The sequence below is a fragment of the Actinoplanes sp. NPDC049118 genome (assembly GCF_040648555.1).
Lineage (GTDB): Bacteria > Actinomycetota > Actinomycetes > Mycobacteriales > Micromonosporaceae > Actinoplanes.
Genome location: NZ_JBEZDY010000004.1, coordinates 1 through 24,124, shown reverse-complemented (window position 1 = coordinate 24,124; position 24,124 = coordinate 1). Strand labels below are relative to the sequence as shown.

The 24,124-nt window shown below is 71.8% G+C and carries 22 protein-coding genes; 7 read left to right on the top strand and 15 right to left on the bottom strand.

Annotated features, from left to right (window positions below; all coding sequences use genetic code 11):
• The first annotated feature begins 198 nt into the window (after positions 1 to 198).
• Positions 199 to 798: a TetR/AcrR family transcriptional regulator gene (locus AB0B58_RS06935; protein WP_360218824.1), complete on the top strand. Its 600-nt coding sequence runs from the start codon at positions 199 to 201 to the stop codon at positions 796 to 798.
• Between the two features lie 22 nt (positions 799 to 820).
• Here AB0B58_RS06935 and AB0B58_RS06930 read toward each other — a convergent pair whose 3' ends face one another.
• From AB0B58_RS06930 to rsmA, 6 genes are all read right to left on the bottom strand, one after another.
• Positions 821 to 1,279, bottom strand: coding sequence for a DUF4383 domain-containing protein (locus AB0B58_RS06930; RefSeq protein WP_360218821.1), 459 nt, complete (start codon positions 1,277 to 1,279; stop codon positions 821 to 823).
• Positions 1,279 to 1,746 carry a DUF4383 domain-containing protein gene (locus AB0B58_RS06925; protein ID WP_360218818.1) on the bottom strand — a complete coding sequence of 156 codons (468 nt, stop codon included), beginning with the start codon at positions 1,744 to 1,746 and terminating at the stop codon, positions 1,279 to 1,281. Before AB0B58_RS06925 ends, AB0B58_RS06930 begins: the two co-directional genes overlap by 1 nt.
• A gap of 78 nt (positions 1,747 to 1,824) precedes the next feature.
• Entirely contained in the window at positions 1,825 to 3,627 is a 1,803-nt protein-coding gene (locus AB0B58_RS06920) for an ABC-F family ATP-binding cassette domain-containing protein (protein ID WP_360218815.1), read from the bottom strand.
• A gap of 7 nt (positions 3,628 to 3,634) precedes the next feature.
• Positions 3,635 to 4,582 (bottom strand): 4-(cytidine 5'-diphospho)-2-C-methyl-D-erythritol kinase, encoded by a 948-nt coding sequence (locus tag AB0B58_RS06915; RefSeq protein WP_360218812.1) that lies wholly within the window; start codon positions 4,580 to 4,582, stop codon positions 3,635 to 3,637.
• Complete coding sequence (locus AB0B58_RS06910; RefSeq protein ID WP_360218809.1) at positions 4,579 to 5,151, bottom strand: Uma2 family endonuclease; 573 nt, start codon at positions 5,149 to 5,151, stop codon at positions 4,579 to 4,581. The genes AB0B58_RS06915 and AB0B58_RS06910 overlap by 4 nt, the downstream gene beginning before the upstream one ends.
• The gene (rsmA, locus tag AB0B58_RS06905) at positions 5,148 to 6,047 is read right to left on the bottom strand and encodes a 16S rRNA (adenine(1518)-N(6)/adenine(1519)-N(6))-dimethyltransferase RsmA (protein ID WP_360218806.1); all 900 of its coding nucleotides are present in this window, start codon (positions 6,045 to 6,047) and stop codon (positions 5,148 to 5,150) included. The genes AB0B58_RS06910 and rsmA overlap by 4 nt, the downstream gene beginning before the upstream one ends.
• Positions 6,048 to 6,129: 82 nt before the next feature.
• Between rsmA and AB0B58_RS06900 the strand changes: the two genes are divergently transcribed.
• A complete protein-coding gene (locus AB0B58_RS06900) occupies positions 6,130 to 6,552 on the top strand; it encodes a hypothetical protein (RefSeq protein WP_360218803.1) in 423 nt (140 codons plus the stop codon).
• Between the two features lies 1 nt (position 6,553).
• Here AB0B58_RS06900 and AB0B58_RS06895 read toward each other — a convergent pair whose 3' ends face one another.
• The gene (locus AB0B58_RS06895; protein WP_360218800.1) at positions 6,554 to 7,450 is read right to left on the bottom strand and encodes a TatD family hydrolase; all 897 of its coding nucleotides are present in this window, start codon (positions 7,448 to 7,450) and stop codon (positions 6,554 to 6,556) included.
• A 101-nt stretch (positions 7,451 to 7,551) separates the two neighbouring features.
• Between AB0B58_RS06895 and AB0B58_RS06890 the strand changes: the two genes are divergently transcribed.
• Positions 7,552 to 8,586: a hypothetical protein gene (locus tag AB0B58_RS06890; protein WP_360218797.1), complete on the top strand. Its 1,035-nt coding sequence runs from the start codon at positions 7,552 to 7,554 to the stop codon at positions 8,584 to 8,586.
• A gap of 48 nt (positions 8,587 to 8,634) precedes the next feature.
• Here the strand turns inward: AB0B58_RS06890 and metG are convergent, their stop codons facing one another.
• A complete protein-coding gene (metG, locus tag AB0B58_RS06885) occupies positions 8,635 to 10,431 on the bottom strand; it encodes a methionine--tRNA ligase (protein WP_360218794.1) in 1,797 nt (598 codons plus the stop codon).
• 121 nt (positions 10,432 to 10,552) lie between these two features.
• On the opposite strand from metG, the gene AB0B58_RS06880 reads away from it, so the two are divergent.
• On the top strand, positions 10,553 to 11,929 hold the full coding sequence (locus AB0B58_RS06880) for a hypothetical protein (RefSeq protein ID WP_360218791.1): 1,377 nt from the start codon (positions 10,553 to 10,555) through the stop codon (positions 11,927 to 11,929).
• Here AB0B58_RS06880 and rsmI read toward each other — a convergent pair.
• Positions 11,923 to 12,771, bottom strand: coding sequence for a 16S rRNA (cytidine(1402)-2'-O)-methyltransferase (rsmI, locus tag AB0B58_RS06875; RefSeq protein WP_360218788.1), 849 nt, complete (start codon positions 12,769 to 12,771; stop codon positions 11,923 to 11,925). The genes AB0B58_RS06880 and rsmI overlap by 7 nt on opposite strands.
• Positions 12,772 to 12,787: 16 nt before the next feature.
• On the opposite strand from rsmI, the gene AB0B58_RS06870 reads away from it, so the two are divergent.
• From AB0B58_RS06870 to AB0B58_RS06860, 3 genes are all read left to right on the top strand, one after another.
• A complete protein-coding gene (locus tag AB0B58_RS06870; RefSeq protein ID WP_360218785.1) occupies positions 12,788 to 14,437 on the top strand; it encodes a phospholipid carrier-dependent glycosyltransferase in 1,650 nt (549 codons plus the stop codon).
• A gap of 565 nt (positions 14,438 to 15,002) precedes the next feature.
• Complete coding sequence (locus tag AB0B58_RS06865) at positions 15,003 to 15,833, top strand: hypothetical protein (protein ID WP_360218782.1); 831 nt, start codon at positions 15,003 to 15,005, stop codon at positions 15,831 to 15,833.
• Positions 15,830 to 18,286 carry a bifunctional polysaccharide deacetylase/glycosyltransferase family 2 protein gene (locus AB0B58_RS06860; protein ID WP_360218779.1) on the top strand — a complete coding sequence of 819 codons (2,457 nt, stop codon included), beginning with the start codon at positions 15,830 to 15,832 and terminating at the stop codon, positions 18,284 to 18,286. Before AB0B58_RS06865 ends, AB0B58_RS06860 begins: the two co-directional genes overlap by 4 nt.
• Positions 18,287 to 18,333: 47 nt before the next feature.
• Here the strand turns inward: AB0B58_RS06860 and AB0B58_RS06855 are convergent, their stop codons facing one another.
• The 6 genes from AB0B58_RS06855 to AB0B58_RS06830 all read right to left on the bottom strand — a co-directional run bounded on the left by AB0B58_RS06855 (position 18,334) and on the right by AB0B58_RS06830 (position 23,960).
• Positions 18,334 to 19,557: a GAF domain-containing sensor histidine kinase gene (locus tag AB0B58_RS06855; RefSeq protein ID WP_360218776.1), complete on the bottom strand. Its 1,224-nt coding sequence runs from the start codon at positions 19,555 to 19,557 to the stop codon at positions 18,334 to 18,336.
• Between the two features lie 90 nt (positions 19,558 to 19,647).
• The gene (locus tag AB0B58_RS06850) at positions 19,648 to 20,013 is read right to left on the bottom strand and encodes a VOC family protein (protein ID WP_360218773.1); all 366 of its coding nucleotides are present in this window, start codon (positions 20,011 to 20,013) and stop codon (positions 19,648 to 19,650) included.
• A gap of 76 nt (positions 20,014 to 20,089) precedes the next feature.
• The gene (locus tag AB0B58_RS06845) at positions 20,090 to 20,851 is read right to left on the bottom strand and encodes a phosphodiesterase (protein ID WP_360218770.1); all 762 of its coding nucleotides are present in this window, start codon (positions 20,849 to 20,851) and stop codon (positions 20,090 to 20,092) included.
• A 126-nt stretch (positions 20,852 to 20,977) separates the two neighbouring features.
• Positions 20,978 to 21,208 (bottom strand): VOC family protein, encoded by a 231-nt coding sequence (locus AB0B58_RS06840; protein WP_360219846.1) that lies wholly within the window; start codon positions 21,206 to 21,208, stop codon positions 20,978 to 20,980.
• Complete coding sequence (locus tag AB0B58_RS06835) at positions 21,180 to 21,365, bottom strand: hypothetical protein (RefSeq protein WP_360218767.1); 186 nt, start codon at positions 21,363 to 21,365, stop codon at positions 21,180 to 21,182. The genes AB0B58_RS06840 and AB0B58_RS06835 overlap by 29 nt, the downstream gene beginning before the upstream one ends.
• Before the next feature lie 51 nt (positions 21,366 to 21,416).
• Positions 21,417 to 23,960, bottom strand: a complete 2,544-nt coding sequence (locus AB0B58_RS06830; RefSeq protein ID WP_360218764.1) for a tetratricopeptide repeat protein — start codon at positions 23,958 to 23,960, stop codon at positions 21,417 to 21,419.
• Positions 23,961 to 24,124 lie beyond the last annotated feature (164 nt).

Below are 24,124 nucleotides of genomic sequence, written 5' to 3'. Positions count from 1 at the left end.
AGGAGAACACGCCAAGGAAGGCACAGCGTGATCAACGGCGTCGGCGATCGTCCGGGGACGGTGGGAACGGACTCCGGCTGGCAGGATGGCCGGGTGACAGACCAGAGCGAGACAGGCGACCAACCCCGCGGGCGGCGTGCGCGCCCGGCCGCGCGGTCGAGCCGGGGCGCTGCCACCCCCTCCACTTCCCGGGTACGCATGTCGGCCGCGCAGCGACGCGAGCAACTCATCGCGATCGGCCGGCAACTCTTCGCCGAGCGGGGCTTCGACGCCACCTCCGTCGAGGAGGTCGCGGCCCGCGCCAAGGTCTCCAAGCCGGTGGTCTACGAGCACTTCGGCGGCAAGGAGGGCCTGCACGCCGTCGTGGTGGACCGCGAGGTCCGCTCGCTGCTGGATCGCGTCGCGGCGGCGCTGACCGCCGGGCACCCGCGTGAGCTGCTCGAGCAGGCGGCGCTGGCCCTGCTGGACTACATCGAGGACGAGCCGCACGGATTCCAGGTGCTGGTACGCGAGTCCCCTGTGCTCTCGCCGGCGGGCAACTTCTCCAGCGTGATGAACGACGTGGCGCACCAGGTCGAGCACATCCTCGGCGCGGAGTTCAAGTCCCGGGGCCTCGACCCGAAGTTCGCGGAGCTCTATTCGCAGGCGCTGGTGGGCATGGTGGCGCTCGTCGGCCAGTGGTGGCGCGAGGCACGCAAGCCGAAGAAGGAGATGGTCGCGGCCCACCTGGTCAATCTGGCCTGGAACGGCCTGTCCCACCTCGAGCCGAAGCCCACGCTGCTGACCCGCCCCCGGTAGCGGGCGGGCGCGCGATCGCCGGTCAGTCGCGGCGGAGGGCGGCCTCGTGCTCGCGCTGACCGTCCTCGACCGAGCCGACCTTGCCGTAGAGGCCGCCGACGAGGATGAAGAGGCCGAGCACGGTCAGCACGACGACGTTGACCATCGAGACGTTCAGGACGTTCGCGTCCGTCTGGATGGTCGCCATCAGCACCATCGCGGCGGCGAGGATGCCCCAGCCCATCGCCAGGTTGACCCGGTGATGCACGTTGCCGCCGACCAGCGCCGCGACCAGGACGATCAGGCCGGCCACCGTGGACAGCCAGGCGGCGGCCGGGTTGGTGCGCAACCCGAGCACCCAGTCGGAGCCACGGTTGAAGAACGGATCGCCCCAGGTGACCGCGATGCCCAGGACGCCGAACAGCGTGAGGTAGAGCCCCGAGGCCGCGGTGAGCCAGCGGTAGGGCTGCCGGAGGTGATGGTTCAGCGGATAGTGCGCCATCAGGCAGATTGTGCCTGGCGTTCGCGCTCCTGTCGCGGCGCTCCGGCCTCGGTCGCCGGGGCGACCTTGGTGTAGAGCCCGGCCATGATGAGCACCAGCCCGACCAGGTAGGTGACGACGACCGTCGAGACGCTGAAGTTCAGGAAGTTCGCGTCCGTGCGGATCACGGCCAGCTCGTAGCTGCCGACCACCAGCAGGCTCCAGCCGATGTACTTGTCGACCTCGGTGTCGACGTTGCGGCCGATGGCGGTGGCGATCAGCACGATCGCGCCGATCAGCAGCGCGGCGAGCGACCAGAAGAGGTTGGTGTGCTGACCCAGCACCCGGTCGTCACCGTTGCCGAACAGGCCGTCGTCGGCCGTCTGGATCACACCGAAGATCCCGAACAGCACGAGGTAGGCGCCGGCCAGCGCGCTCAGGGCGCGATAGATCGGCCGCAGCGGGTGGTTGACCGGATTGTGCGCCATGGTGTCCCGTCTCCAACGTCGGTTCGTGTCGTCAAGATTCTCGCGCATCGCCGGAACCCACGCAGGAGCACCCCCGGATCAGGCCTCGGGTACCCGCTCGGCCAGCTCCAGCCAGGCCTCCTCGACCTGGCCACGCTCCTCCTGCACGGCCTTGAGCTGCGCGTCCAGCTCCATGATCTTGTCGTAGTCGCTACCGTGCGCGGCGAGACTCTCATTGATCTTGAGAATCCGTTCGTCCAGCTTGGCGACCTGCCGCTCGAGCCGGGTGAGATCCTTACGGGCCGTGCGCAGCTCGGCCGCCGACATGCCGCCCGCGTCCGCCGCCGGGCCCCGGTGCGGTGCCGTCGACGTCGTCGGCGGGGCCGCCGGATTTCCGGCCCGGGCCAGATATTCGGTGATGCCGCCGGGCAGGTGCACCAGCCGGCCGTCGCCGAACATCCCGTAGGCGGTGTCGGTCACCCGCTCGACCAGGTAGCGGTCGTGGCTGGCGACGACCATCGTGCCCGGCCAGGAGTCGAGCAGGTCCTCAAGCGACGCCAGCGTGTCGGTGTCGAGGTCGTTGGTGGGCTCGTCGAGCAGCAGCACGTTCGGCTCGGTGGCGAGCAGCCGCAGCAGCTGCAGCCGCCGGCGCTCGCCGCCGGACAGGTCGCTGACCGGCGTCCAGATGCGCTTGTCGGTGAAGCCGAAAACCTCGGCCAGCTGGCCGGCCGAGAGCTCGCGGTCGCCGAGCTTGACCCGCTTGGCGACGTCCTCGACCGCCTCGAGCAGCCGCAGGTGCCCGGGGAGCTCCTTTAGCTCCTGCGACAGGAACGCCGGACGCACGGTCGAGCCGGTCACCAGCCGCCCGCCGTCGGGCCGGGTGATCCCGGCGAGCAGCCGCAGCAGCGTGGTCTTCCCGGCGCCGTTGGCGCCCAGGATGGCGATCCGGTCGCCGGGGCCGACCTGCCAGGTCAGGTTGGCGAAGATCGGCTTCGGGCCGGCCTGCAGCGTTACGTCCTCGAGGTCGTAGACCTGCTTGCCCAGCCGGGTGGTGGCCAGCCGTTGCAGGCTGACCTTGTCGCGCACCGGCGGCACGTCGGCGATCAGCGCGTTCGCGGCGTCGATGCGGAACTGCGGCTTCGACGTCCGGGCCGGCGGACCCCGGCGCAGCCAGGCGATCTCCTTGCGGAGCAGGTTCTGCCGGCGGGCCTCCACCGACGCGGCGACCCGCAGCCGCTCGGCCCGGGCGAGGGTCCAGGCCGCATATCCGCCCTCGTACGCGTGCACCTGCTCGTCCACGACCTCCCAGGTCGCGGTGCAGACGGCGTCCAGGAACCAGCGGTCGTGGGTGACGACGACGAGCGCGCCGCGGCGGCCCAGCAGGTGGCGGGCCAGCCAGTCGACGCCGGCCACGTCGAGGTGGTTGGTGGGCTCGTCGAGGATCAGCAGGTCGGACTCGCGTACCAGCAGCGCGGCCAATGCGACCCGGCGGCGCTCACCGCCGGACATCGGACCGACGGGCGTCTCCAGGCCCAGGTGGCCCATGCCGAGGCCGTCGAGGATGGTCCGCACGCCGGCGTCCCCGGCCCACTCGTGCTCGGCGCCCATGCCCTCGCTGAGCCACGCCGTGCCCAGCACGACATCGCGCACGGTCGCGTCGGGTGCGAGCGTCAGCGTCTGCGGAAGGGCGGCCACGCGCAGGTCACGGCGGTGCGTGACGCGGCCCGAGTCGGGTTCCTCAAGCTTGGCGAGCATGCGCAGGAGGGTGGACTTGCCCGCGCCGTTGAGGCCGACGATGCCGAGACGCGCGTCGTCGTCCAGCCCGAGGGACACGTCGGTGAGCAGCTGACCGGCGGCTCCGTAGCCCTTGTTCACCCGGTCCAGGTTGATGATGTTGGCCACGATGCCCCTAGGTTACCCGGGCGCCCGGCATCGGCCCGCGGGCGGTGACCACCGACCGGCACACCCCGGCGGCGGTCAGCCCGGCCGCGACCCGCTCGGCGTGCGCGCCGTCGGTGGCGAGGAAGACGCAGGTGGGTCCGGAACCGGAGACGATGCCGGCGACCGCGCCCGCGGCCGCGCCCGCCTTCAGCACGTCGGCCAGCGCCGGGCGCAGCGACAACGCGGCCGGCTGCAGGTCGTTGGCGAGCGCCGCGCCGAGCACCGCGGGGTCACGCTGGCGCAGGGCGGTCATCAGCTCGTCCGCGCTCTCCAGCGCGGGGGGCGGCCACGGGCTGTCCCGCAGCCGGTCCAGCTCCCGGTAGACCTCGGGGGTCGACAGGCCGCCGTCGGCGATGGCGACCACCCAGTGCCAGGTAGTGGGCCGGGCCAAAATCGGGCTCACGGCCTCGCCGTGCCCGGTGCCGAGCGCGGTGCCACCGTGCAGCATGAACGGCACGTCCGAGCCCAGCTCGGCGCCGATCCCGGCCAGCTCGTCCCGGGAGAAGCCGGTGCCCCAGAGCAGGTCGCAGGCGAGCAGCGTGGCGGCCGCGTCGGCGCTGCCGCCGGCCAGGCCGCCCGCGAGCGGGATCGACTTGCGCAGGTGCAGGCGGGCGTGCGCGGGCACCCGGCCCTTGGCGGCCAGCGCCCGGGCGGCCCGCATGATCAGGTTGCTGTCGTCGAGGGCGAGCTCGCCGGCGCCCTCGCCCTCCATGGTCAGCGCGAGGGTGTCGCCGGGCCGCGCGGTCAGCTCATCGAAGAGGCTGATCGCGTGGTAGACGGTGCTGAGCTCGTGAAAGCCGTCGTCCCGCAGCGGGCCGACCGCGAGATGCAGATTGATCTTCGAGGGCACCCGGACCTTGACGGGACCGGCGAACCGGCGGGGCTTGTCGTCGTCCGGCCCCCACGCCTCCGTCACGGAGTGATGTCCGAGATCGGCAGCCTGATGTCGAACGGCGCGCTCAGCACCAGCTCGGTGTCCGACTCCGCCGCGAGTTCGTAGTGAGCGCCGACGAGGTCGTAGGCGAAGACGTGGATCGGGTCCTGCTCGATCCGCCAGTAGTGCGCGATGCCGGCGGCGGCGTACTCGGCCGGCTTCTCCAGCCGGTCGCGCTTCCTGGTGTCCGGGGACACGATCTCCACGACCAGGGTCACGTGGTCGGCGACCGAGTAGTGGTTCGAGCCCGTCAGGGCGTCGGCCAGGAGCAGGTCCGGCTCGAAGGTGGTGTTCAGCGAGACGGCGACCCCGGTCGCCTGGCTCGGCCGGAATTCCCCGGGCGAATGCTGTAGGAGCCAGCGCCACAGCAGGCCAGCGATGCGCTGGTGATCGCCGGTGGGCGGGGGGACAACGATCATCGCACCGTCGCGTAGCTCGACGCGGGGTGCGCCGTCGGGCAGGAACAGCACGTCTTCGACGGTGTGGGTCGCCAGCTGCTGCCTGATCGGGTCAGGGGTCCACACGACGTGGCCCGTCGGTTGCGCCGTCATGAGTCCACCTCCTCGTGCCGCCTGCCGGACGCGCTGAGCTTACCGCCGTACCCGGCGGCGATCGCGGCGGCCGCGATCGCGGCGAACTGCTCCACCGTGAGCGACTCCCCGCGGGCCTGCGGGCTCACCCCCGCCGCCACCAGCACCTTCTCGGCCAGGTCCGCGCCGCCGGCCCAGCCGGCCAGCGCGGCCCGGAGGGTCTTGCGCCGCTGCGCGAACGCGGCGTCCACCACCTGGAACACGACCCGGCGGTCGACCTCGGCGGGCGCCTCGCGGCAGGCGAAGGCCACGAGGCCGGAGTCCACGTTCGGTACCGGCCAGAACACCGCCGGCGGCACCCGTCCCGCGGCGCGCGCGGCCGCGTACCAGGCGAGCTTGACCGACGGGACGCCGTATACCTTCGAGCCGGGGCCGGCGACCAGCCGGTCGGCGACCTCCTTCTGCACCATCACCAGGCCGCCGCGAAGCGTCGGCAGCTCCGCCAGCAGGTGCAGGACGACCGGCACGGCGACGTTGTACGGCAGGTTCGCCACCAGCATCGTCGGCGCCGGGGTCAGCACGGAGCCCTTGATCCGCAGGGCGTCGGCGTGGTGCACGGTCAGCTTCGCGGCGTCGGCGCGCTCCGCCACGGTCGCCGGCAGCGCGGCGGCCAGCGTCGGGTCCAGCTCGACGGCGTGCACGTGTGCCGCGACCCCGAGCAGCCCCAGGGTGAGCGAGCCGAGCCCGGGCCCGACCTCCAGCACCACGTCGTCGCCGGTCAGCCCGGCCGCGGCGACGATCCGGCGCACCGTGTTGGGGTCGTGCACGAAGTTCTGGCCGAGCTTCTTCGTCGGCGCGACGCCGAGGCGCGCGGCGAGCTCCCGGATCTCCGCCGGGCCGAGGAGTGCATCAGCCATGAGGTCAGAGCCTACGGCCGCCCGGGGGTGACCATGGGCCACGGGGCAGCGGTGACACGGTCAGACACGGTAGAACGAGGTAATGACGGAGCTGCTCGAGCTGCGGGGCGTGGTGGAGGCGACACCGGACAAGGTCGCCGAGGTGCTGCTCGACGCGCGGCCCGGCGGGCGGTCACCGCTGGCCGCAACCGGCTCGGCCACGCCCGCGCGGGGTGACGAGTTCACCGTCACCCAGGAGGGCAGCACGATGACGGTGACCCTCGACCGGGTCGCGCGTTCGATCGCCCACCAGGGTGAGTGGTGGTTTCGGGGCGTCACCAGCGTCGAGGCGGACGAGCGCGGGGCCCTGGTGATCTACCGCATCTTCAACGTCGCGCCGGGGCACCGCTGGGCGGTCCGGTTCGTCTCCCGGGGGCCGCTGGCGGCGGCGCCGACCGCGTTCGCGAAGTTGCTCGGCGGCCTGGGCGAGCAGCTCGACTGCGCCGCCTATCCGCTGCCCGGCTGAGCTAGCTCCAGGGTCCGAAGGCCCGCTCCCCGTTTGCCGAGACGGCCGCGCAGAGCGTGTCCAGGTCCGTGCCGGTGGTCTCGGCGAGTGCCCGCATCGTCAACGGGATCAGGTACGACGCGTTGGGGCGCCCCCGGTACGGCACCGGCGTGAGGTACGGGGCGTCCGTCTCCACCAGCAGCTGCTCCGGCGGCGTCAGCGCGGCCGCCTCCCGCAGCCCGGTGGCGCTGGCGAAGGTGACCGTCCCGGCGAAGCTGAGCAGATAGCCCCGGCGGACGCACTCGGCGGCGAAGTCCGCGTCGCCGGAGAAGCAGTGCAGCACCACCACCTCCGGCGCGCCCTCGTCATCCAGCACCCGCAGCACGTCGGCGTGCGCGTCGCGGTCGTGGATGATCAGCGGCTTCGCGTACCGCTTGGCTATCGCGATGTGCGCCCGGAAGCTGAGCTCCTGCGCCGCCCGCCCGTCGTCGCCGGTGCGGAACGTGTCCAGGCCGGTCTCGCCGACGCCGCGGACGCGGGGCTCGGCGGCGAGCGCCTCGATCTCGCGCAGCGCCGCATCCAGATCGGACAGTCGTGGTGCCTCGTTCGGGTGCAGGGCGACCGCGGCGAGCACCGAGGGGTGGCGGGCGGCCAGTTCGGCGCCCCAGCGCGAGGACGCCACGTCGACGCCGACCTGCAGCAGCCGGTCCACGCCGGACTTCGCCGCCGCGCCGATCAGCGCCTCGACGGGGTCGCCGTCACCGGCGCCGCCGGGCACCCCGGCCTCGTGCACGGTGATGTCGAGATGGGTGTGGCTGTCGAAGACGGGTACGGCCAGCGGCTCGGGTGCGGGCGGGAACTCCCCCGCACGCCGAGCGGCCCGCGCCTTGCGCGATTCGGAAGGTGGAGTGCTGTTCATCGCCGTTCAGGATCACACATCCGTCCGTGAGAGTTTTTTTCACTCACTGGGGGTCATCCTCCGTTCACCGGAAATCCACCCTCGGGGCCTAACTTCACCTGGTGACCGTGACCGGTGAGGACGCCGCCGTCGGCACCGACCCTCTCGAGCCGCCCCTGATGGCGCCGCTGCGCCGCGACCTGACCTGGGACCGCGTCCAGGCCATGACCCAGTCCGCCGGTTACCTGGACGACGCGGTGCTGCAGCGGATCCGGTCGACCGCCGCCGTGCGCCGCGGCACCCGGATGACGAAGGTCCTCTCCGCCGCACAGTTCGCGGGTCACCTGGCCGGCTGGCTGCCGTACGGCTTCTGCTACCGCGCCTGCGACATCGCCCACCTGCGCACCCCGGCCGAGCTCGGGCTGCTACGCACCGACGGCAGCGGCGACGCGGACGTGGCGTACGCGCTGCGCTGGCGCGCGGTCGACCCGATCGACTACGAGATCCCGATGGGCGAGGTACAGAGCGGCCTGCCGGCGCTGCCGGCGCACTCCCGGATCGGCCCGATGGTGCTCGGCACCGGCTTCACCCCGAGCGCCGACGACCTGATCCCCGAGTTCGTCACGGCGGGCTTCGCCGACCTGCCGCTGCCCGCCAACGCGCAGTTGCTCGCCTACCCGGGCACCGGCGACGAGGTGGTGCTCTACACCTACCAGCCCGAGCAGCACGGCTGGCTGCGGCTGGCCGGGCCGCGCTGGCGGCACCTGCTGGACGGAGTTCCCGGCGTGAGCCCGGACCGTGAGTACGTGCCGTGCACTGACGCCGGCTCGGCGCGGCTGGTCGGCCGGATCAACGAGCACGAGTACCAGGCGGTGGCCGACCCGCCGGAGGACTTCCGGGTGCGGGCGCTGACCCGCGCCGCCCGCTATCCGGTGACGACGCTGAGCCGCCGGGCCGAGCAGGCACAGTGGCGCACCGTCGGTTGCTGGGTGCTGCAGCGCGACGACAACTGGGCACGCCTGCGCCTGGTGCACCCGGACGCCGACGCGGTCTCCGCCGTGGGCGCCCGCTGCTACGAGCGCGGCGTGTACGAGGTCTGGGCGCCCGTACGCGAGCTGACCGACCACCACATCGCCGAATTCCCGTACGAGCTCTAGCGAACACGCAACCGGCGCCGCCCGAGGGCGGCGCCGGTTCGCGGGGCCTCAGGAACCGAGGCGCTCCAGCTCCTCCTCGACCACCGACGGGTCGAGCTTGCGGAACACCGGTTTCGGGGCGGCCAGCGGCGTGCCGGCCACCAGCGGCACCGACTCCCAGCGCGCGCCGACCGTGTAGTCGCCGGTCAGCACCGGGTAGCCCGGTCCGCCGTCGAGGTCCTCGACCTCCACGATGGACGGCATCGGCGCGTGCACGCCCGTGCCGCCGAGCAGCTCGTGCACCTTCTGCGCCGAGTGCGGCAGGAACGGGGTGAGCAGCGTGTTCGCGTCGCTGACGACCTGCAGCGCCACGTGCAGGACCGTGCCCATCCGCGGCTTCTCCTCCGCGGCCTTGAGCTTCCACGGCGCCTGGTCGGAGAGGTACTTGTTCGCCTCGGCGACGACGCGCATGGCCTCGCCGATCGCCGCCTTCTGCCGGTGCTTGCCGATCAGTTCACCGACGGTCACGAAGCCGGCCTTCGCCGTCTCCAGCAGGGCGAGGTCGTCCGGGGTCAGGTCCAGCGCCGGGGGGATCTCGCCGAAGTTCTTGGCCGCCATCGAGATCGACCGGTTGACCAGGTTGCCCCAGCCGGCGACGAGCTCGTCGTTGTTGCGCCGGACGAACTCCGCCCAGGTGAAGTCGGTGTCGTTGGACTCCGGGCCGGCGGCGGCGATGAAGTACCGCAGCGCGTCGGCGTCGTAGCGCTCCAGGAAGTCCCGGACGTAGATGACCACCTTGCGCGACGAGGAGAACTTGCGGCCCTCCATCGTCAGGTACTCGCTCGAGACGACCTCGGTCGGCAGGTTCAGGGCGCCCAGCGAACCGGGGCTGCCGCCCTTGTCACCCGAGCCCGAGTAGCCGAGCAGCAGCGACGGCCAGATCACCGAGTGGAAGACGATGTTGTCCTTGCCCATGAAGTAGTAGCCGAGCGCGTCCTTGCCCTGCGCGTCGGCCGACCACCACCGCCGCCACGCGTCCGGGTCGCCGGAGCGGCGGGCCCACTCGATCGAGGCCGACAGGTAGCCGATGACCGCGTCGAACCACACGTAGATGCGCTTGTCGCCGCGGTCGCGCCAGTCGTCCAGCGGGATCGGGATGCCCCACTCGAGGTCACGGGTGATGGCCCGGGGCTGCAGGTCGTCGAGCAGGTTGCGGGAGAACTTCAGCACGTTGGGGCGCCAGCCGTCGCGCGCGTCCAGCCACTTGCCCAGCGACTGGGCGAAGGCCGGCAGGTCGAGGAAGAAGTGCTCGGTCTCCACGAACTGCGGGGTCTCGCCGTTGATCCGCGAGCGGGGGTTGAGCAGCTGCTCGGGGTCGAGCTGGTTGCCGCAGTTGTCGCACTGGTCGCCGCGGGCGCTCTCGTAGCCGCAGATGGGGCAGGTGCCCTCGATGTAGCGGTCGGGCAGCGTGCGGCCGGTCGACGGGGAGATCGCGCCCAGCGTCGTCCTGGGGACGATGTAGCCGTTCTCGTGGAGGCCGGTGAACAGCTCCTGCACGACCGCGTAGTGGTTGCGGGTGGTGGTCCGGGTGAACAGGTCGTAGGAGAGTCCGAGGCCGTGCAGGTCCTCGACGATCACCCGGTTGTAGCGGTCGGCGAGCTGACGGGGCGTGACGCCGTCCGCGTCGGCCTGCACCTGGATGGGCGTGCCGTGCTCGTCGGTGCCCGAGACCATGAGCACATCGTGGCCGGACATCCGCATGTACCGGCTGAAAACGTCGGAGGGCACCCCGAAGCCGGAGACATGACCGATGTGGCGCGGGCCGTTGGCGTAAGGCCAGGCGACCGCGGCGAGAACGTGACTCATGGTGCTCAAGAGTAGTGACCGCCGCCCCCGGCGCGCGAACGCCCGGCGGGCTGACCTTTTTGTCCCGACACGCCCGAGTATCTCCCTGATCACCGACGGAACCCGTAGTCCAATGGGAGACATGACGGGTGACGCGCCACAACCTGGGGAAACGCCTCGCAACGAGGGCGACCCGTGGTCGTACGCCGACCCCGAGGCCGCGTGGTGGCGCGGGAAGAACGAGGGCCCGCCGGCCGAGCGCCCGCGACACCTGCGCCCCCGCTCGGCACCGGCCGGCACACCGGCGCTCGACTCACCCGGGACCGCCGAGCCCGGCGGCGAGCCCGCCGAGCCCGGCCAGGCCGCCGCGCAGGACGTGGCGACGGTGTTGGTCGACGAGCCCGCCGAGGCCCGCCGGGCCGGGGCACAGGACGCGTCCGCGGCGCTGAGCGCCGGGCCGCCGCCGGCCGGGGCGGACGTCCACCCGGCCCCGGGGACCGCGCAGGCCCCGGAGACCCCGGCGCGCGAGGACAAGCCCGAGACCGGCACCAAGGGCGTCGAGCAGCACCACGACGACCTCGACGCCGAGCGCTTCAACACCGAGGGCGAAGGCACCGTATACACCGCCAGGAGCGGAAGCCGGCCGGACCGGGCCGGGCCGGAACGCGAGCCGACGATGATCGACCTGCTCGCCGCCGTACCGCTGGAGGAGCCGCAGCCCGCGCAGGAGGTGATGATCCTGCCCGAACCGGGCCGCGACCGGCCGACGGTGGCCCTGGACCGCGGCGCCGTGCCCGGTCAGCCGCCCTCCGGGCTGTCCCGGCTCGGCCAGGCCCGCGAGGACCGGGCGCGGGCGGACCGCGCGCTACAGGACCGGGTACGCCAGGAGCGCGCCTCCGCCCTGCTCGAGACCTCGCCGTTCTGGCGGGCCGGCGAAGACAACCGGGCGGCGGACCTGCCGCAGCTGGAGAACCTCGAGCGGCCCCCGAACGCCGGCCGGTCGTCGCGCCGCGGCGCCCGCCACCCGCGCCGCCCGGCGGCGGGCCTGATCGGCCTGCTGGCCCTGGGCCTGGTCGCCAGCTTCTTCGCCTGGGTGAGCGCGGAGCCGTTCTGGCTCGCGGTCGGGCACGGCGACCGGGGCACGGCCACGGTCCTGCGGTGCACGGGCTCGGGCGTCACGCAACGCTGCACGGGGCAGTTCACCGCCGCGGACGGCGCCTACCGGGTGGACGACCTGCCGCTGCTCGGCGTCGAGCCCGAGCGGCGCGCCTCCGGCTCGGTCGCCCGGGCCCGGATGGTCAGCAGCGAGAGCCGCCAGGCGTACGTCGGCGACACCGGCATGCTGGTGCACCTGCGCTGGGGGCTCAGCTTCGTGCTGCTGCTGGTCTGCGGCCTGGGCATCGCCGGGTTGACCGGGGCGCGCAGGCTGGACACCGCCCGGGCCCGGCGCGGCGCGCTGCTGTTCAGCGTGGCGGCCCCGCTGGTACTGCTCGCCGGATTCCTCGCCGTCACCTACTGAGCGTGCACCAGCGCGTACACCTCGCGCTTGCGCAGGCCGTACGCGTCGGCCACCGCCTGGATGGCGTCGCGCCGTGAGGCGCCGGCGGCCTCCCGCTCCGCGACCGCGGCGCGCAGCTCCTCGTCGGCCGGCCGCTCGGCCGGCCCGGCCGGTGCGCCGGCGACGACCACGGTGATCTCGCCGCGCGGCCCGGCCTCGGCCGCCCACTCGGCGAGCTCGCCCAGCGGGCCCCGGCGGATCTCCTCGTAGGTCTTGGTCAGCTCGCGGCAGACCGCACCGTCGCGTGCGGCGCCGAAGGTCGCGGCGAGGTCGGTAAGCGTCGCGGTGATCCGGTGCGGCGCCTCGAAGAAGACGAGCGTGCGCGGCTCGGCGGCGAGTTCGCGCAGCCGGGAGCGGCGGCCCGAGCCGGCGCGCGGCAGGAAACCCTCGAAGCAGAACCTGTCGCTCGGCAGGCCGGACAGCGCCAGCGCGGTGGTCACCGCGCTGGGCCCGGGCGCCGCGGTGACCGGGAAGCCGGCGTCCAGCGCGGCCCGGACCAGGCGGTATCCCGGGTCCGAGACGCTCGGCATGCCGCCGTCGGTGACGACCGCGACCACCGCACCGCCCCGCAGCGCCTCGACCAGGTCGGGGGTCCGGCGCTCCTCGTTGCCCTCGAAGTACGACACGATGCGGCCGGCGACGGTGACGCCGAGGTCCCGGGCGAGGCGCAGCAGGCGCCGGGTGTCCTCGGCCGCGACCACGTCCGCCGTCGCCAGGGTCTCGCGCAGCCGGACGGAGGCGTCGCCGACGTTGCCCAGCGGCGCGCCTACCAGTACCACCCGGCCCGTGCCCGTCTCCACCACCGAAGAAGTCCATCACATGAAGACGCGCGGGCTCCGGGCGCCGTGCTCTTCCGCCGCAGCCTACGATCGCGGGGTGACTTCGGCGACAGCTGAGACTGACACCACCGGACCCGCCCCCGCGGACGAGCAACCACCCGACGCGGCGGCCGGCGGCCGCGGCATCGTGCCCGATGCCGTCCGCCGCCGGCTCGCGACGCTGGACCGCTGGTGGAACCCGTACTCGTGGCTGATCACCGCGCTGATCGTGGCGGTCGCGGCGATCCTGCGGCTGGCCGGCCTCAGCCGTCCCAAGGGCTACATCTTCGACGAGGTGTACTACCCGACCGACGCCTGGGACATGCTCCAGCACGGCGTGGAGTGGGACGAGAAGACCAACGGTCCCGCGTACGTGGTGCATCCTCCGCTCGGCAAGTGGCTGATCGCGCTCGGCGAGAAGGTGTTCGGCAACAACGAGCTCGGCTGGCGCATCTCGGGCGCGATCGCCGGCACGCTGATGATCCTGATTCTGATCCGGGTCGCGTACCGGCTGTTCCACTCGATCGTGCTGGCCGGAATCGCCGGCCTGCTGATGGCGCTCGACGGCTTCCAGCTGGTGCTGTCCCGCACGTCGCTGCTCGACATCTTCCTGGGCCTGTTCATCCTGGCGACGTTCGCGGCGCTGGTACTGGACCGCGACCACTACCGCCGACGCTGGCTGCGGGCGCTCGAGCGCGGCTACGACCCGGCCGCCACCGGGACCGGGCTTCCCTGGATCTTCCCCTGGTGGCTGCTCACGGCGGGCGTGCTGCTCGGGCTGGCCTGCGGGGTGAAGTGGAGCGCGGCGTTCTTCGCGCCGTTCTTCGCCGTGCTGGTCGTGGTGTGGCGGGTGCAGGCCCGGCGCTCGGCCGGCGCGCGCCGGCCGATCCTGCGCGGCATCCTCGGCGACCTGGGCTACCTGATCCTCACCTTCCTGCTGACGACCATCTTCTACATCGCCACCTGGACCGGATGGCTGGTCACGGACACCGGCTACTTCCGGCACTTCCGCGAGGCGAACGGCCTCAGCGAGCCGCCGATCCTGGGCGCGCTGCTGAACCTCATCCACTACCACCAGGCGGCGTTCGACTTCCACAACGGCCTGACCGACCGCCACGTGTACCAGTCCTGGCCCTGGCAGTGGCTGCTGCTGGGCCGCCCGGTCGCCTTCTACTGGAACGGCAACGGCAACTGCGGGGCACCCAGCTGCGCCGCCGAGATCCTGCTGCTGGGCACCCCGATCCTGTGGTGGTCGTTCCTGCCGGCGCTGGGCGCGCTGGTCTGGTTCGGCATCGCCCGGCGGGACTGGCGCGCGTTCGCCATCGGCACGGGCGTGGTGGCGGGCCTGCTGCCCTGGTTCTACTTCGCGGTGTCCGAAGGCCGGACGATGTTCGCGTTCTACGTGCTGCCGGCGCTGCCGTTCCTGATCCTGGCCGTGACCTACGCCCTCGGGGCGATCATGACGCCGTCCACCGGGATGGTTGCGGGCTCCGGGCGCTCGGACAGACAACTGATCGGCACGATCGTGGTCGGCGTCTACGTGCTGCTCGTGGCGCTCTGCTTCGCGTACTTCCACCCGATCTTCGTCGGGCAGCTCATCCCCTATGAGGACTGGTCGGCACGCATGTGGCTGGGCAGCCGCTGGATCTGACCATGCCCGTCGGCGAGACGTCGCGCCGACGGGCATTGAAACGATAGAAACGCCCGCCGCTTCGCGCGACGGGCGTTTCTTTATCGAATAGGTGCGCGCCCCGATCGCCTGCCACGGGGGAAGCGGGCGATAGGAGCGCGCAAGATGAAGCTTAACGACCGCCGATGGCGGACACAACGGGTGGCCTTACTCAGTTATCGAGAATCTTGTTGCCAACTGACGACCAGACCGTGACCAGGGAGGTCCGGCCGGGCCACGTGCGACAAAGTGGACAATAGGCTATATTGGTTTTAATGCCACTTATCACATCGTGAACGCTATTCGGATAAGGCCTTCCGAATGAGTCGGCAATTCGACAACAAATCGCGTGTCAAAGCGGCGTAACCTTTAAGATCCGCGATGTTGTCCGCAGGTCAGCGGGTATCCGCGGAATACTCACACACAACTTCCCCATCAGGTCAAACGTGAGCTGCCACCGTTTCGGCTGGTTCCGGCTCCACCTTCGTACGTCATCAGATCCGGTGACCCCGATCAAGATCTCCGTAGATGTTCTTAAGCTCGCCGCGTGACATTGCAGGAGCCCAATAACCCGCCATTCGCCGACGTCGACATCCCTGACACACAGGTGATCGACGTGGCGCTCCCCTCGCCGGTGTTCGTGGACTCGACCGGACGCCGTCGGCGCCTGCTGCGGCGGGTCGCGTACGGCTTCGGTGCCCTCTGCATGGTCTATGGGGGGCTCATCAGCGTCAGCCTGGCCGGGGGACCGGTCAGCTCCAACGCTGTCCTGCCCCTGCCCGGCCTGGCAGACAGCGGCGACGAGGAGGACGTCGTCCTGGCCCGGCCCAGCCCGACCCCGGTACCGGTCACCACCACCCCCGCCGTGCAGCCCATCCTCGAGGTCTTTCCTCGCCGCGGTGCGCCGGCCAGCCGGACGACCGAGGTCGGTTCCGTCACGCCACGGTCGTCGTCCGCGTCTCCCGAGCCGTCCCGGAGCCCGTCGCCCGCGTCGACGACCAAGAAGCCGACGACCAAGCCGACCCCCAAGCCGGCAGAGTCGGGGACGACCACGCCGGCCGATCCGGGGCCCGTCGAGACCACCACCGATCCGGCACCGCCCCCGCCACCCCCGCCGGTGCCGCCGGCTCCGCCGCCCGCGCCGGTGCCGCCGGCTCCACCGGCGCTGCCGCCGGCCGACGACGACGGCGGCTCGGGCGGCGGCTCGGGCGGCGGCTCGGGCGGCGGCGGGAGCTCGGACAACGAGCCACCACCCCCGCCCCGGCCACCGGCCGACGATCCCGCCGACGCCGACCCGGCGCCGGCGGCCACGTCGAAGCCGGAGCCGAAGCCGAAGGCCGACCCCGAACCGGAGCCCAGCGGCGAGGCCGCGCCATGACCCGCCCGCCGGCCCGTCGCGGCCGCAACCGCAACCGCAGCCGTTCCCGGCGCCGCCTGCTGCCGGCGCCCCGCGTCCTGCTCGGCCTCCTGCTGATCAGCCTCTTCGTCGGCGTGCTGGTGGTGCAGGCGTACATCAACGCCGAGTTCACCAGCGACCACCTCGAGTCCGAGGTCGGCGACCAGGCCGGCGTGCCCGCGGCGATCCGCGGCGGCGGCCCGATCATCAACACCACCGGCGGCCAGGAGAGCTCCAGCCGGCTGCCCGAGCGCACCATCGCGCTCACCTTCGACGACGGCCCCGACCCGGAGTGGACGCCGAAGGTCCTCGACGTCCTGCGGGAGAACGACGCGCACGGCACGTTCTTCGTCGTCGGCTCCGAGGTCGCCCGTCAACCGGAACTGACCAAGCGGATCGTCACCGAGGGCAACGAACTCGGGCTGCACACGTTCACCCACCCCAACATGCAGCGCATCGCGCCGTGGCGGCGCGACCTCGAGCTGTCACAGACCCAGGTCGCCATCGCCCGGGCCGCGAACGTGCGCACGAACCTGGTCCGTTTCCCGTACTCGTCGAAGCCGCAGGCGATCGACGAGGTCAACTGGAAGATCGTCAAGGACGCCGGCAAGCTGGGCTACCTGGTCGTGGTCAACGACATCGACAGCGAGGACTGGCAGCGCCCCGGCGTCGCGCAGATCGTCAAGACGGCCACCCCGCCCGGGGACGCGTCCGCGGTCATTCTGTTCCACGACGCCGGCGGTGACCGGTCACAGACCCTGGCGGCGCTCAAGGTCTTCATCCCGGCGATGAAGGCGCGCGGATACCGCTTCACCACGGTCACCGAGGGCCTGAACCTCTCGATCGCCGAGCAGGAGAAGGATCAGACCGTCGCCCTGCCGCTGCTGCCGGTCAACCCCGTCGCCGCCTCGACCGACCGGCTGCGCGGCTCCGGACTGCTCTGGACGGTACGGCTGGCGGACGGCATGGTCTGGGGGCTGGCCGGCCTCTTCCTGGTGGTCGGGCTGCTGACCATCGGGCGTACGGCGTTGCTGCTGCTGCTCGCCACCCGGCACGCCCGGCAGCGCCGCAGGCCCGACTGGTCCTGGGGTCCGGAGGTCACCGAGCCCGTCTCCGTGATCGTGCCCGCCTACAACGAGAAGGAGGGCATCGAGGCCGCCGTCCGGTCCCTGGCCGGCGGCGACTACCCGGCGATCGAGGTCGTGGTCGTCGACGACGGCAGCACCGACGGCACCGCCGCGATCGTGGAGCGGCTCGGCCTGCCCAACGTGCGCGTCGTCCGGGTGCCGAACGGCGGCAAGTCGAACGCCCTCAACACCGGGATCGCGCTCGCCCGGCACGACATCATCGTCACCGTCGACGGCGACACCATCTTCGAGCCCGACTCGATCCGGATGCTGGTGCAGCCGTTCGCCAGCCCGGCGGTGGGCGCGGTGGCCGGCAACGTCAAGGTCGGCAACCGGCAGACGCTGGTCGCGGCCTGGCAGCACATCGAGTACGTGATCGGCTTCAACCTCGACCGCCGCCTCTACGAGGTGCTCAACTGCATGCCGACCGTGCCCGGCGCGATCGGCGCGTTCCGCCGCGTGGCACTGGCCGAGGTGGGCGGGGTCAGCGACGAGACCCTCGCCGAGGACACCGACGTGACCATGGCGCTGTGCCGGGCCGGGTGGCGGGTCGTCTACGAGGAGCGGGCCAAGGCGTGGACCGAGGCACCGACGACCCTCGAGCAGCTCTACCGCCAGCGCTACCGGTGGAGCTACGGGACCATGCAGGCGATGTGGAAGCACCGCAAGGCGCTGACCGACTCCGGCGACTCCGGTCGCTTCGGCCGCGTCGGCCTGCCGTTCCTCGCGCTGTTCGGGGTGGCGCTGCCGCTGCTCGCACCCGTCGTCGACATCATGCTCGTCTACGGGCTGGTCTTCTGGGAGCTCAGCGCGACGATGGTCGCGTGGGGCCTGATGCTCGCGCTGCAACTCTTCACCGCGGCCGTGGCGTTCCGCTTCGACAACGAGTCGATGCGCCCGCTGTGGCGGCTACCGCTGCAGCAGTTCGCGTACCGGCAGCTGATGTACCTGGTGCTGATCCAGTCCGCGCTGACGGCGATGACCGGCGGCCGGCTGCGCTGGCACAAGCTGCACCGCGCCGGGCTCGGCGGCGCGCGGAACTCCGCCGCGTCGCCGGCGGCGCCGCCCGGCCAGGACGTCGCGCCCGCGGTCGACACCTGGCCGCCGGTGCTGGACCAGCTGGGCGATCCGGACCACCCCGCGGCCGGCCGTGCCACGGCCCGCCCGCCGGTACCGACCCAGAGCGTTCCGCACTACGACAGCGATCACCACCAGTACGACAGCGACGACCGGTACGACGACGAACTCCCATCGGCCGGCTCGCCCCCGGTCGGCGGTTCCGGTCCCGTGTTCACCCGCGGGGCGTAACGGGGCCCCGCACCCGCCCGAACTGCAGCCGGGCGGGTGCGGGGCCCTCAGGCATCCACGAGCTCGCGCTCGGCGACCGGGAAGACCACGTGCAGCGAGGTGCCGTCGCCGGGGCGGTCCGAGAGCGCCACCGTCGCGTGGTGTGCGTCGAGGATCCGCTTGGCGACGGCCAGGCCGCGGTCCGGCCCCGGCACGTCACCCGGGTCGGTCAGCGCCCCGTAGTACAGGTGCGGGAACAGCTCCGGGCGCATCCCGCCGGGCATGTCCATGTCGTCCAGCCATACCGCCGGGCCGGACTCCATCTCCGTACCGACCCGCACCCGGCCGCCCGACGGCGTGTACTTGATCGCCGCGAAGAGCAGGTGCATGAGGACCTGCTCCAGGCGTACGGGATCCGCGATGATCGGCAGCGACGGGCCGCCGGCCTGGTTGAGGATCCAGATCTGCTTCGTCGCCGCGATCGGCCGGACCGCCTCCACCGCCCGCTGGGTCAGCCGGGTCAGATCGATCTGCCGCATGTGCAGGCTGTCCATGCCGTGCCCGGCGTCGGCCATCGATGCCAGGTGGTCGAGCAGGTCGCTGAGCCCGCGCACGTGCGCCGCGGTGGCCCTGCCGACGAGTTCGGCCTGCTCCGCGTCGTGGAGACCGGTGTTGCCGAGATCGGCCAGGTAGGAGCGCATCAGCCGCAGCGGGGCACGCAGCTCGCCGCCGACCAGCCCGGCCAGCTCGTCCTTGCGCCGCTCGAGCTCCTGCAGCCGCGCGGTGGTGTTGGCCAGCGCGGTGGCGTAACGGCGCATCTCCAGCTGCGAGGTGACCTGCCGGGCCAGCGCGCGCAGGACCTGGAGCTGCTCGGTGTCGAGCCGGCGCGGCACCGAGTCGAACACGCAGAGCGTGCCGACGGCGAAGCCGTCGCTGGTGATCAGCGGGGCGCCCGCGTAGAACCGGACGCCGTCGCCGCGATCGACCGTCGGGTGGCCGGAGAACCGGGCGTCCTCGCGGGTGTCCGGCACGACGAGCAGGTCGTTGCCGAGGATGGCGTGGGCCCCGAACGACAGATCACGCGAGGTCTGTGTCAGTTCCGTGCCGATCTTGGCCTTGAACCACTGGCGATCGACGTCGATCAGGCTGATCAGCGACATGGGCACGCCGCAGACGGTCGCGGCGAGCCTGACGATGTCGTCGAAGTCCTTCTCGGCCGGGGTGTCGAGCACGTGCAGTTCGTAGAGCGCTGCGAGCCGATCGGCTTCGTTGCTGGGCAGTGGCGCTGGCATGACTGTCACCTCCTGGAGACACTCCAGGAATACCACCCAAAAGTAGCGAGACTCGCATTTCGCCAGTTTCCGCTCCCCCGAGCGGCCGGATCAGGCCGGGTCGTGACAGACCGCCTCGACGTTGTTGCCGTCGGCGTCGAACACGAACGCGCCGTAATAGTTCGCGTGATAATCCGGCCGCAGCCCCGGCGTGCCGTTGTCAACGCCCCCGGTGCGCAGCGCGGCGGCGTGGAACGCGTCGACCGCGGCCCGGTCGGGAGCGGTGAAGGCGACGTGCACCCGGTGCGAGGGCTCCCGCAACGCCAGCCAGAAGAAGGGTTGGCCGCCGGCGTCGCCGAACCCGATCAGCTTCTGCTCGTCGACCACGACCTTGATCCCGAGCGGGCGCAGGGCATTCTCATAGAAGTGCTTGCTCTCATCGAGGTGGTGCACCCCGAGGACGACATGGTCGATCATGGTCAGCCCCTCTCGCAGCCATGTCGACCGTATCTCCGGCGTGCGACATTTCTTGATCTCGTGCGCCGAGCGGCGGTCAGTATGCGCCAAGCAGAGCCGCGGTATGACTGACCTGGACACTGTGCGTCACGCAGTCGTCACCATCGATCATGTGCAGCAGAAAGCCGGTGGGCTCGGCAAGGTAGCCGGGCGGCTCGTCCGAGCCGAACAGCAGACCCGCCTGCCGCCACAGGCTGGGCGCGACGGTGAGCACGCTGCCGGCGAAACCGGCGGTGATGGAGCGGTGCACGTGCCCGGCCATGACCCGTACCACGTTGGAGTGGCCGGAGACGACCTCGCGCAGGGCGTCCCCGTCGAGCAGCCGCATGCCGTCGAGGAAGCGGATGCCGACCGGCATCGGCGGATGATGCACGCCGATCAGCGCCGGCACGTCCGGCCGGCTCCGCAGCACACCGTCGAGCCAGGAGAGTTGCTCCGCGCCGAGCCGCCCCGCCGGCGAACCGGGAATCAGCGAATCCAGCGCCACGAGCGTGAACTCCGGATAATCGACCGAGTAGTGCGCCTCGCCGCCGACGGCGTCGAGCAGCGCGTCCCGATCATCATGATTGCCCGTGGTCAGATGCAGGGGCAGCGGAAAACTCCCGATGATCTCCAACAGCGCCGCGTACTCGTCGGGCCGGCCGTGATCGGTGAGATCCCCGGTGATGACGACGCAGTCGGGCAGCGGATCGAGGGCCATGACTCGGGAGAGGGCAAGCTGCAGCCCGGCGGCGGGACCCCCGCCCAGCGGCCCGGTGGTGATGTGGGAGTCGCTGAGCTGCGCGATGAACGACGTCATGCCGCCATGATCCAGCGCCAGCCGTGCGGCACAACCGAATGGTCGTAACCCCTACAGCGTCAATAACAGGACGGGCACGGCGACGCCACCGCCGACCAACGTGGACACCGAGCCGCCGATGCCCGATCAGCCGCTGCTGTCGACATACAGGCAGAAGGGATGACCGACCGGGTCGAGCATGACCCGCACGGTGTCCTGGGGTTGGTAGCTCGCCTCGGTCGCGCCCGCCGCGATCGCCGCGGTGACCGCCCGCCGCAGATCCGGCACCTCGATGTCCAGGTGCATCATCATCTGCTGGTGTCCGGCCTCGTTCGGCCGAGTCGGGCGCTCATAGTCCGCCGACCTCTGAAACGCCAGACTCGACGTGGTTGCCGGCGGGCGCGACGCCGACGAAGTCCGGCTCGTCCTTGACGATCTCCCACCGCATCAGCGCGGCGTAGAACCGTGCCAGCTCGAGTGGCTCGGGGGCCTCGAGCACCACGCCCCAGAAATGAGATGAATTCCGTCCCAGCACCAGCCCAGTCTGCCAACACCGGCATCGATACGCACCGGAACCATCTGGCCCCTAAGACCACGAGGGCCAGTAGGCGTCGTCGTCGGGTAGGTACTCGTCCCAGTCGTCCGCCGCCTCACTGGACCAGAGTGCGAGGCTGCTACGGATGGTCAGGGTGTTCGGGTGGTCGGGGCCGAGCACCCGGAGGAAGTCGGCCAGCAGTTGCTCGAACGCCGTGGCCGCCGCGACCGGGTCCCCCGCCTCGCCCTGCTGCTCGGCGAGGTTGCTGCGGGCGATCAGGGTGCTCGGGTGGTCCGGGCCGAGCACCCGGAGGAAGTCGGCCACCAGTTGCTCGAACGCCGCGACCGCCCGGATCGGATCCCCCGCCTCACCCCACCACCGGGCGAGGTTGTGACGGGTGGTCAGCGTGTCCGGGTGGTCCGGGCCCAGCACGCGGAGGAAGTCGGCCAGCAACGGCTCGAACGCCGTGACCGCCCCGACCGGATCCCCGGCCTCGCCCCGAAACCCCGCCAGATGGCCACGGGTGGTCAGGGTGTCCGGGTGGTCGGGTCCGAGCACCCGGACACTGTCGGCCAACAGCTGCTCGAACGCCGTCACCGCCCCGGCCGCATCCCCCGCCTCACCCCGCCACTGTGCGAGGTTGTGGCGGGCGGTCAGGGTGTCCGGATGGTCCGGGCCCAGCACCCGCACGCTGTCGGCCAACAGCTGCTCGAACGCCGCGGCCGCCCCGGCGGGATCCCCCGCCGCGCCCCGCCACAGAGCAAGGTTGCCGCGGGCGGTCAGGGTGCTCGGATGGTCCGGGCCCAGCACCCGTACCCGATCGGCAAGCAACTGCTCGAACGCCGCGACGGCCCCAGCCTCATTCCCCGCCGCACCCCACTGGTAGGCGAGATTGTTCCGGGTGGACAGTGTGTCCGGGTGGTCCGGGCCGAGCACCCGGAGGAAGTCGGCCCATAGCTGCTCGGACGCCGCGGCCGCTCCGGCCAGATCCCCCGCCGCGGCCCGCCAGCGGGCGAGGCTGCCGCGGGAGATCAGCGTGTCCGGATGGTCCGGACCGAGCACCCGTACCCGATCGGCCAGCAGCTGTTCGAACGCCATAGCCGCCCCGGCCGGATCTCCTGCCTCACCCCGCCACACGGCTAGGTTGTAGCGGATGGCCAGGGTGCCCGGGTGGTCGGGGCCGAGCAACCGCATGCCGTCGGCCTGCAGGCGTTCGTAGTGGTCGCGGGCGGCGACGACCAGGCCGATATCGCCGAGACTCAAGCCGGCACGGAACAGCACCGCGTGGGTGTCATCGGCGCCGGTGAGGGTGTGCCACAGGTGGTCGCCGGTGACGTCCGCGAGGGTGGTGGTGTTCGCGCGGAGCAGTTGCCCGAGCCGGGTCGTGGTGTTGTCGCGTTCGATGCCCGGCCAAAGTTCCAGCAGCGCTTCGGCGGCGGTGTGCGCGAGGGTGGGTTGCTGCGGCTCGGGGGTGGCCTCACGGACGACCCGTTGGACCAGGGCGTGTACGCGCAGCAGGCCGGCGCCGTCGGGGTCGGTGGTGGAGTCGGCCAGGCCGATGGAGTCGGCCAGGCCGAGCCGATACAAGGCACGGCCCGCGTCGTGGGCATCGTCGCCGTCGACCTCGCGGTCGAGGCGCTGCCGGTAGTGGCCGAGCGCGGCGGTGGTGGTGAACAGGTTGGCGGGGATGCCGTTGGGGTCGAGGATCGCGGCGAGTTGCAGCACGATCCCGGCCAGGCCGTCGGTGTCGGTGTCGGCGAGTTCGATCGACAGGCCCCAGGTTTCGGCGACGGCCTGTTGCTGCCCGTCGGGCAGCGTCTTCGGGTGCAGCCGGTCGAGGCGCTTCCTGCTCAGCCGCCGCCGGTAGCCGGCGCAGGTGAGGTCCTGGTCGCGAATGTAAGTGGCCGCCTGCGCCAAGGCCAACGGTAGGAAGCCGAGGTCGGCGGCCAGTTGGTCGGCCTCGTCCAAGCGGTGCGGGCTGTCGCCAAGACGCCCCCGCAGATAGTCGGCCGCCTCCTGCTTGGTGAACACGCCGACGTCGACCAGGCGCCGCCCGTCGAGCAGGGCCGTGTCGCGGCGGCGGGTCGTCACGACGGTGCGTCCGGAGGGGGTGTCGGGTGGCCACAGCCCGGCCAGGTCTTGCGGATCGGCGACGTCGTCGAGCACGACCAGCCACCGCCGATCGGTGCCGGCCAGCCAGGCCAGTAGCCGCTGCGCGGCCTGTGCCGGGTCCGGATCGCCGGCCCCGGTGATGTCCGCGGCGGCCTGGGCATAAGTGTTCAGAACGCTGTCGCGGCTACCGACCGTCACCCACATCAGCAGGTCCACCGTCCCGGCCTGCCACAGGTTCTCGGCCAGGTTCGCCGCGAGCTGGGTCTTGCCGACCCCGCCCATCCCGGCGAGGACCTGGCACACCACCGCGGTACCCCCGCCCGCGACCGCATCCGCCAGCAGATCGTCGGCGGGTCGCGGCTGCCGTCCGTGGGCAAGCCGCGGCACCGCACCCACCCGGCACGGCCAGCCGACCGCGATACGGCCACCGATGGTGACCGGGCCGAAGAAGTTTCCGGCCGCATAGGACGTGCCGATGTCCACACCGGGCGGGTCCGCGCCGGCGGCCGCTGCCCCTACCCGGCCACCGGCGGCGCTGGGGGGAGCAGCTGAGTCCGCTGGTCGAACGACACCGGCGCGTTGAACTGACCGGCCGCACCGTGCACCGTACCCACCGACAGGTTGAACGCCGCCGCCCTGCCCGGATC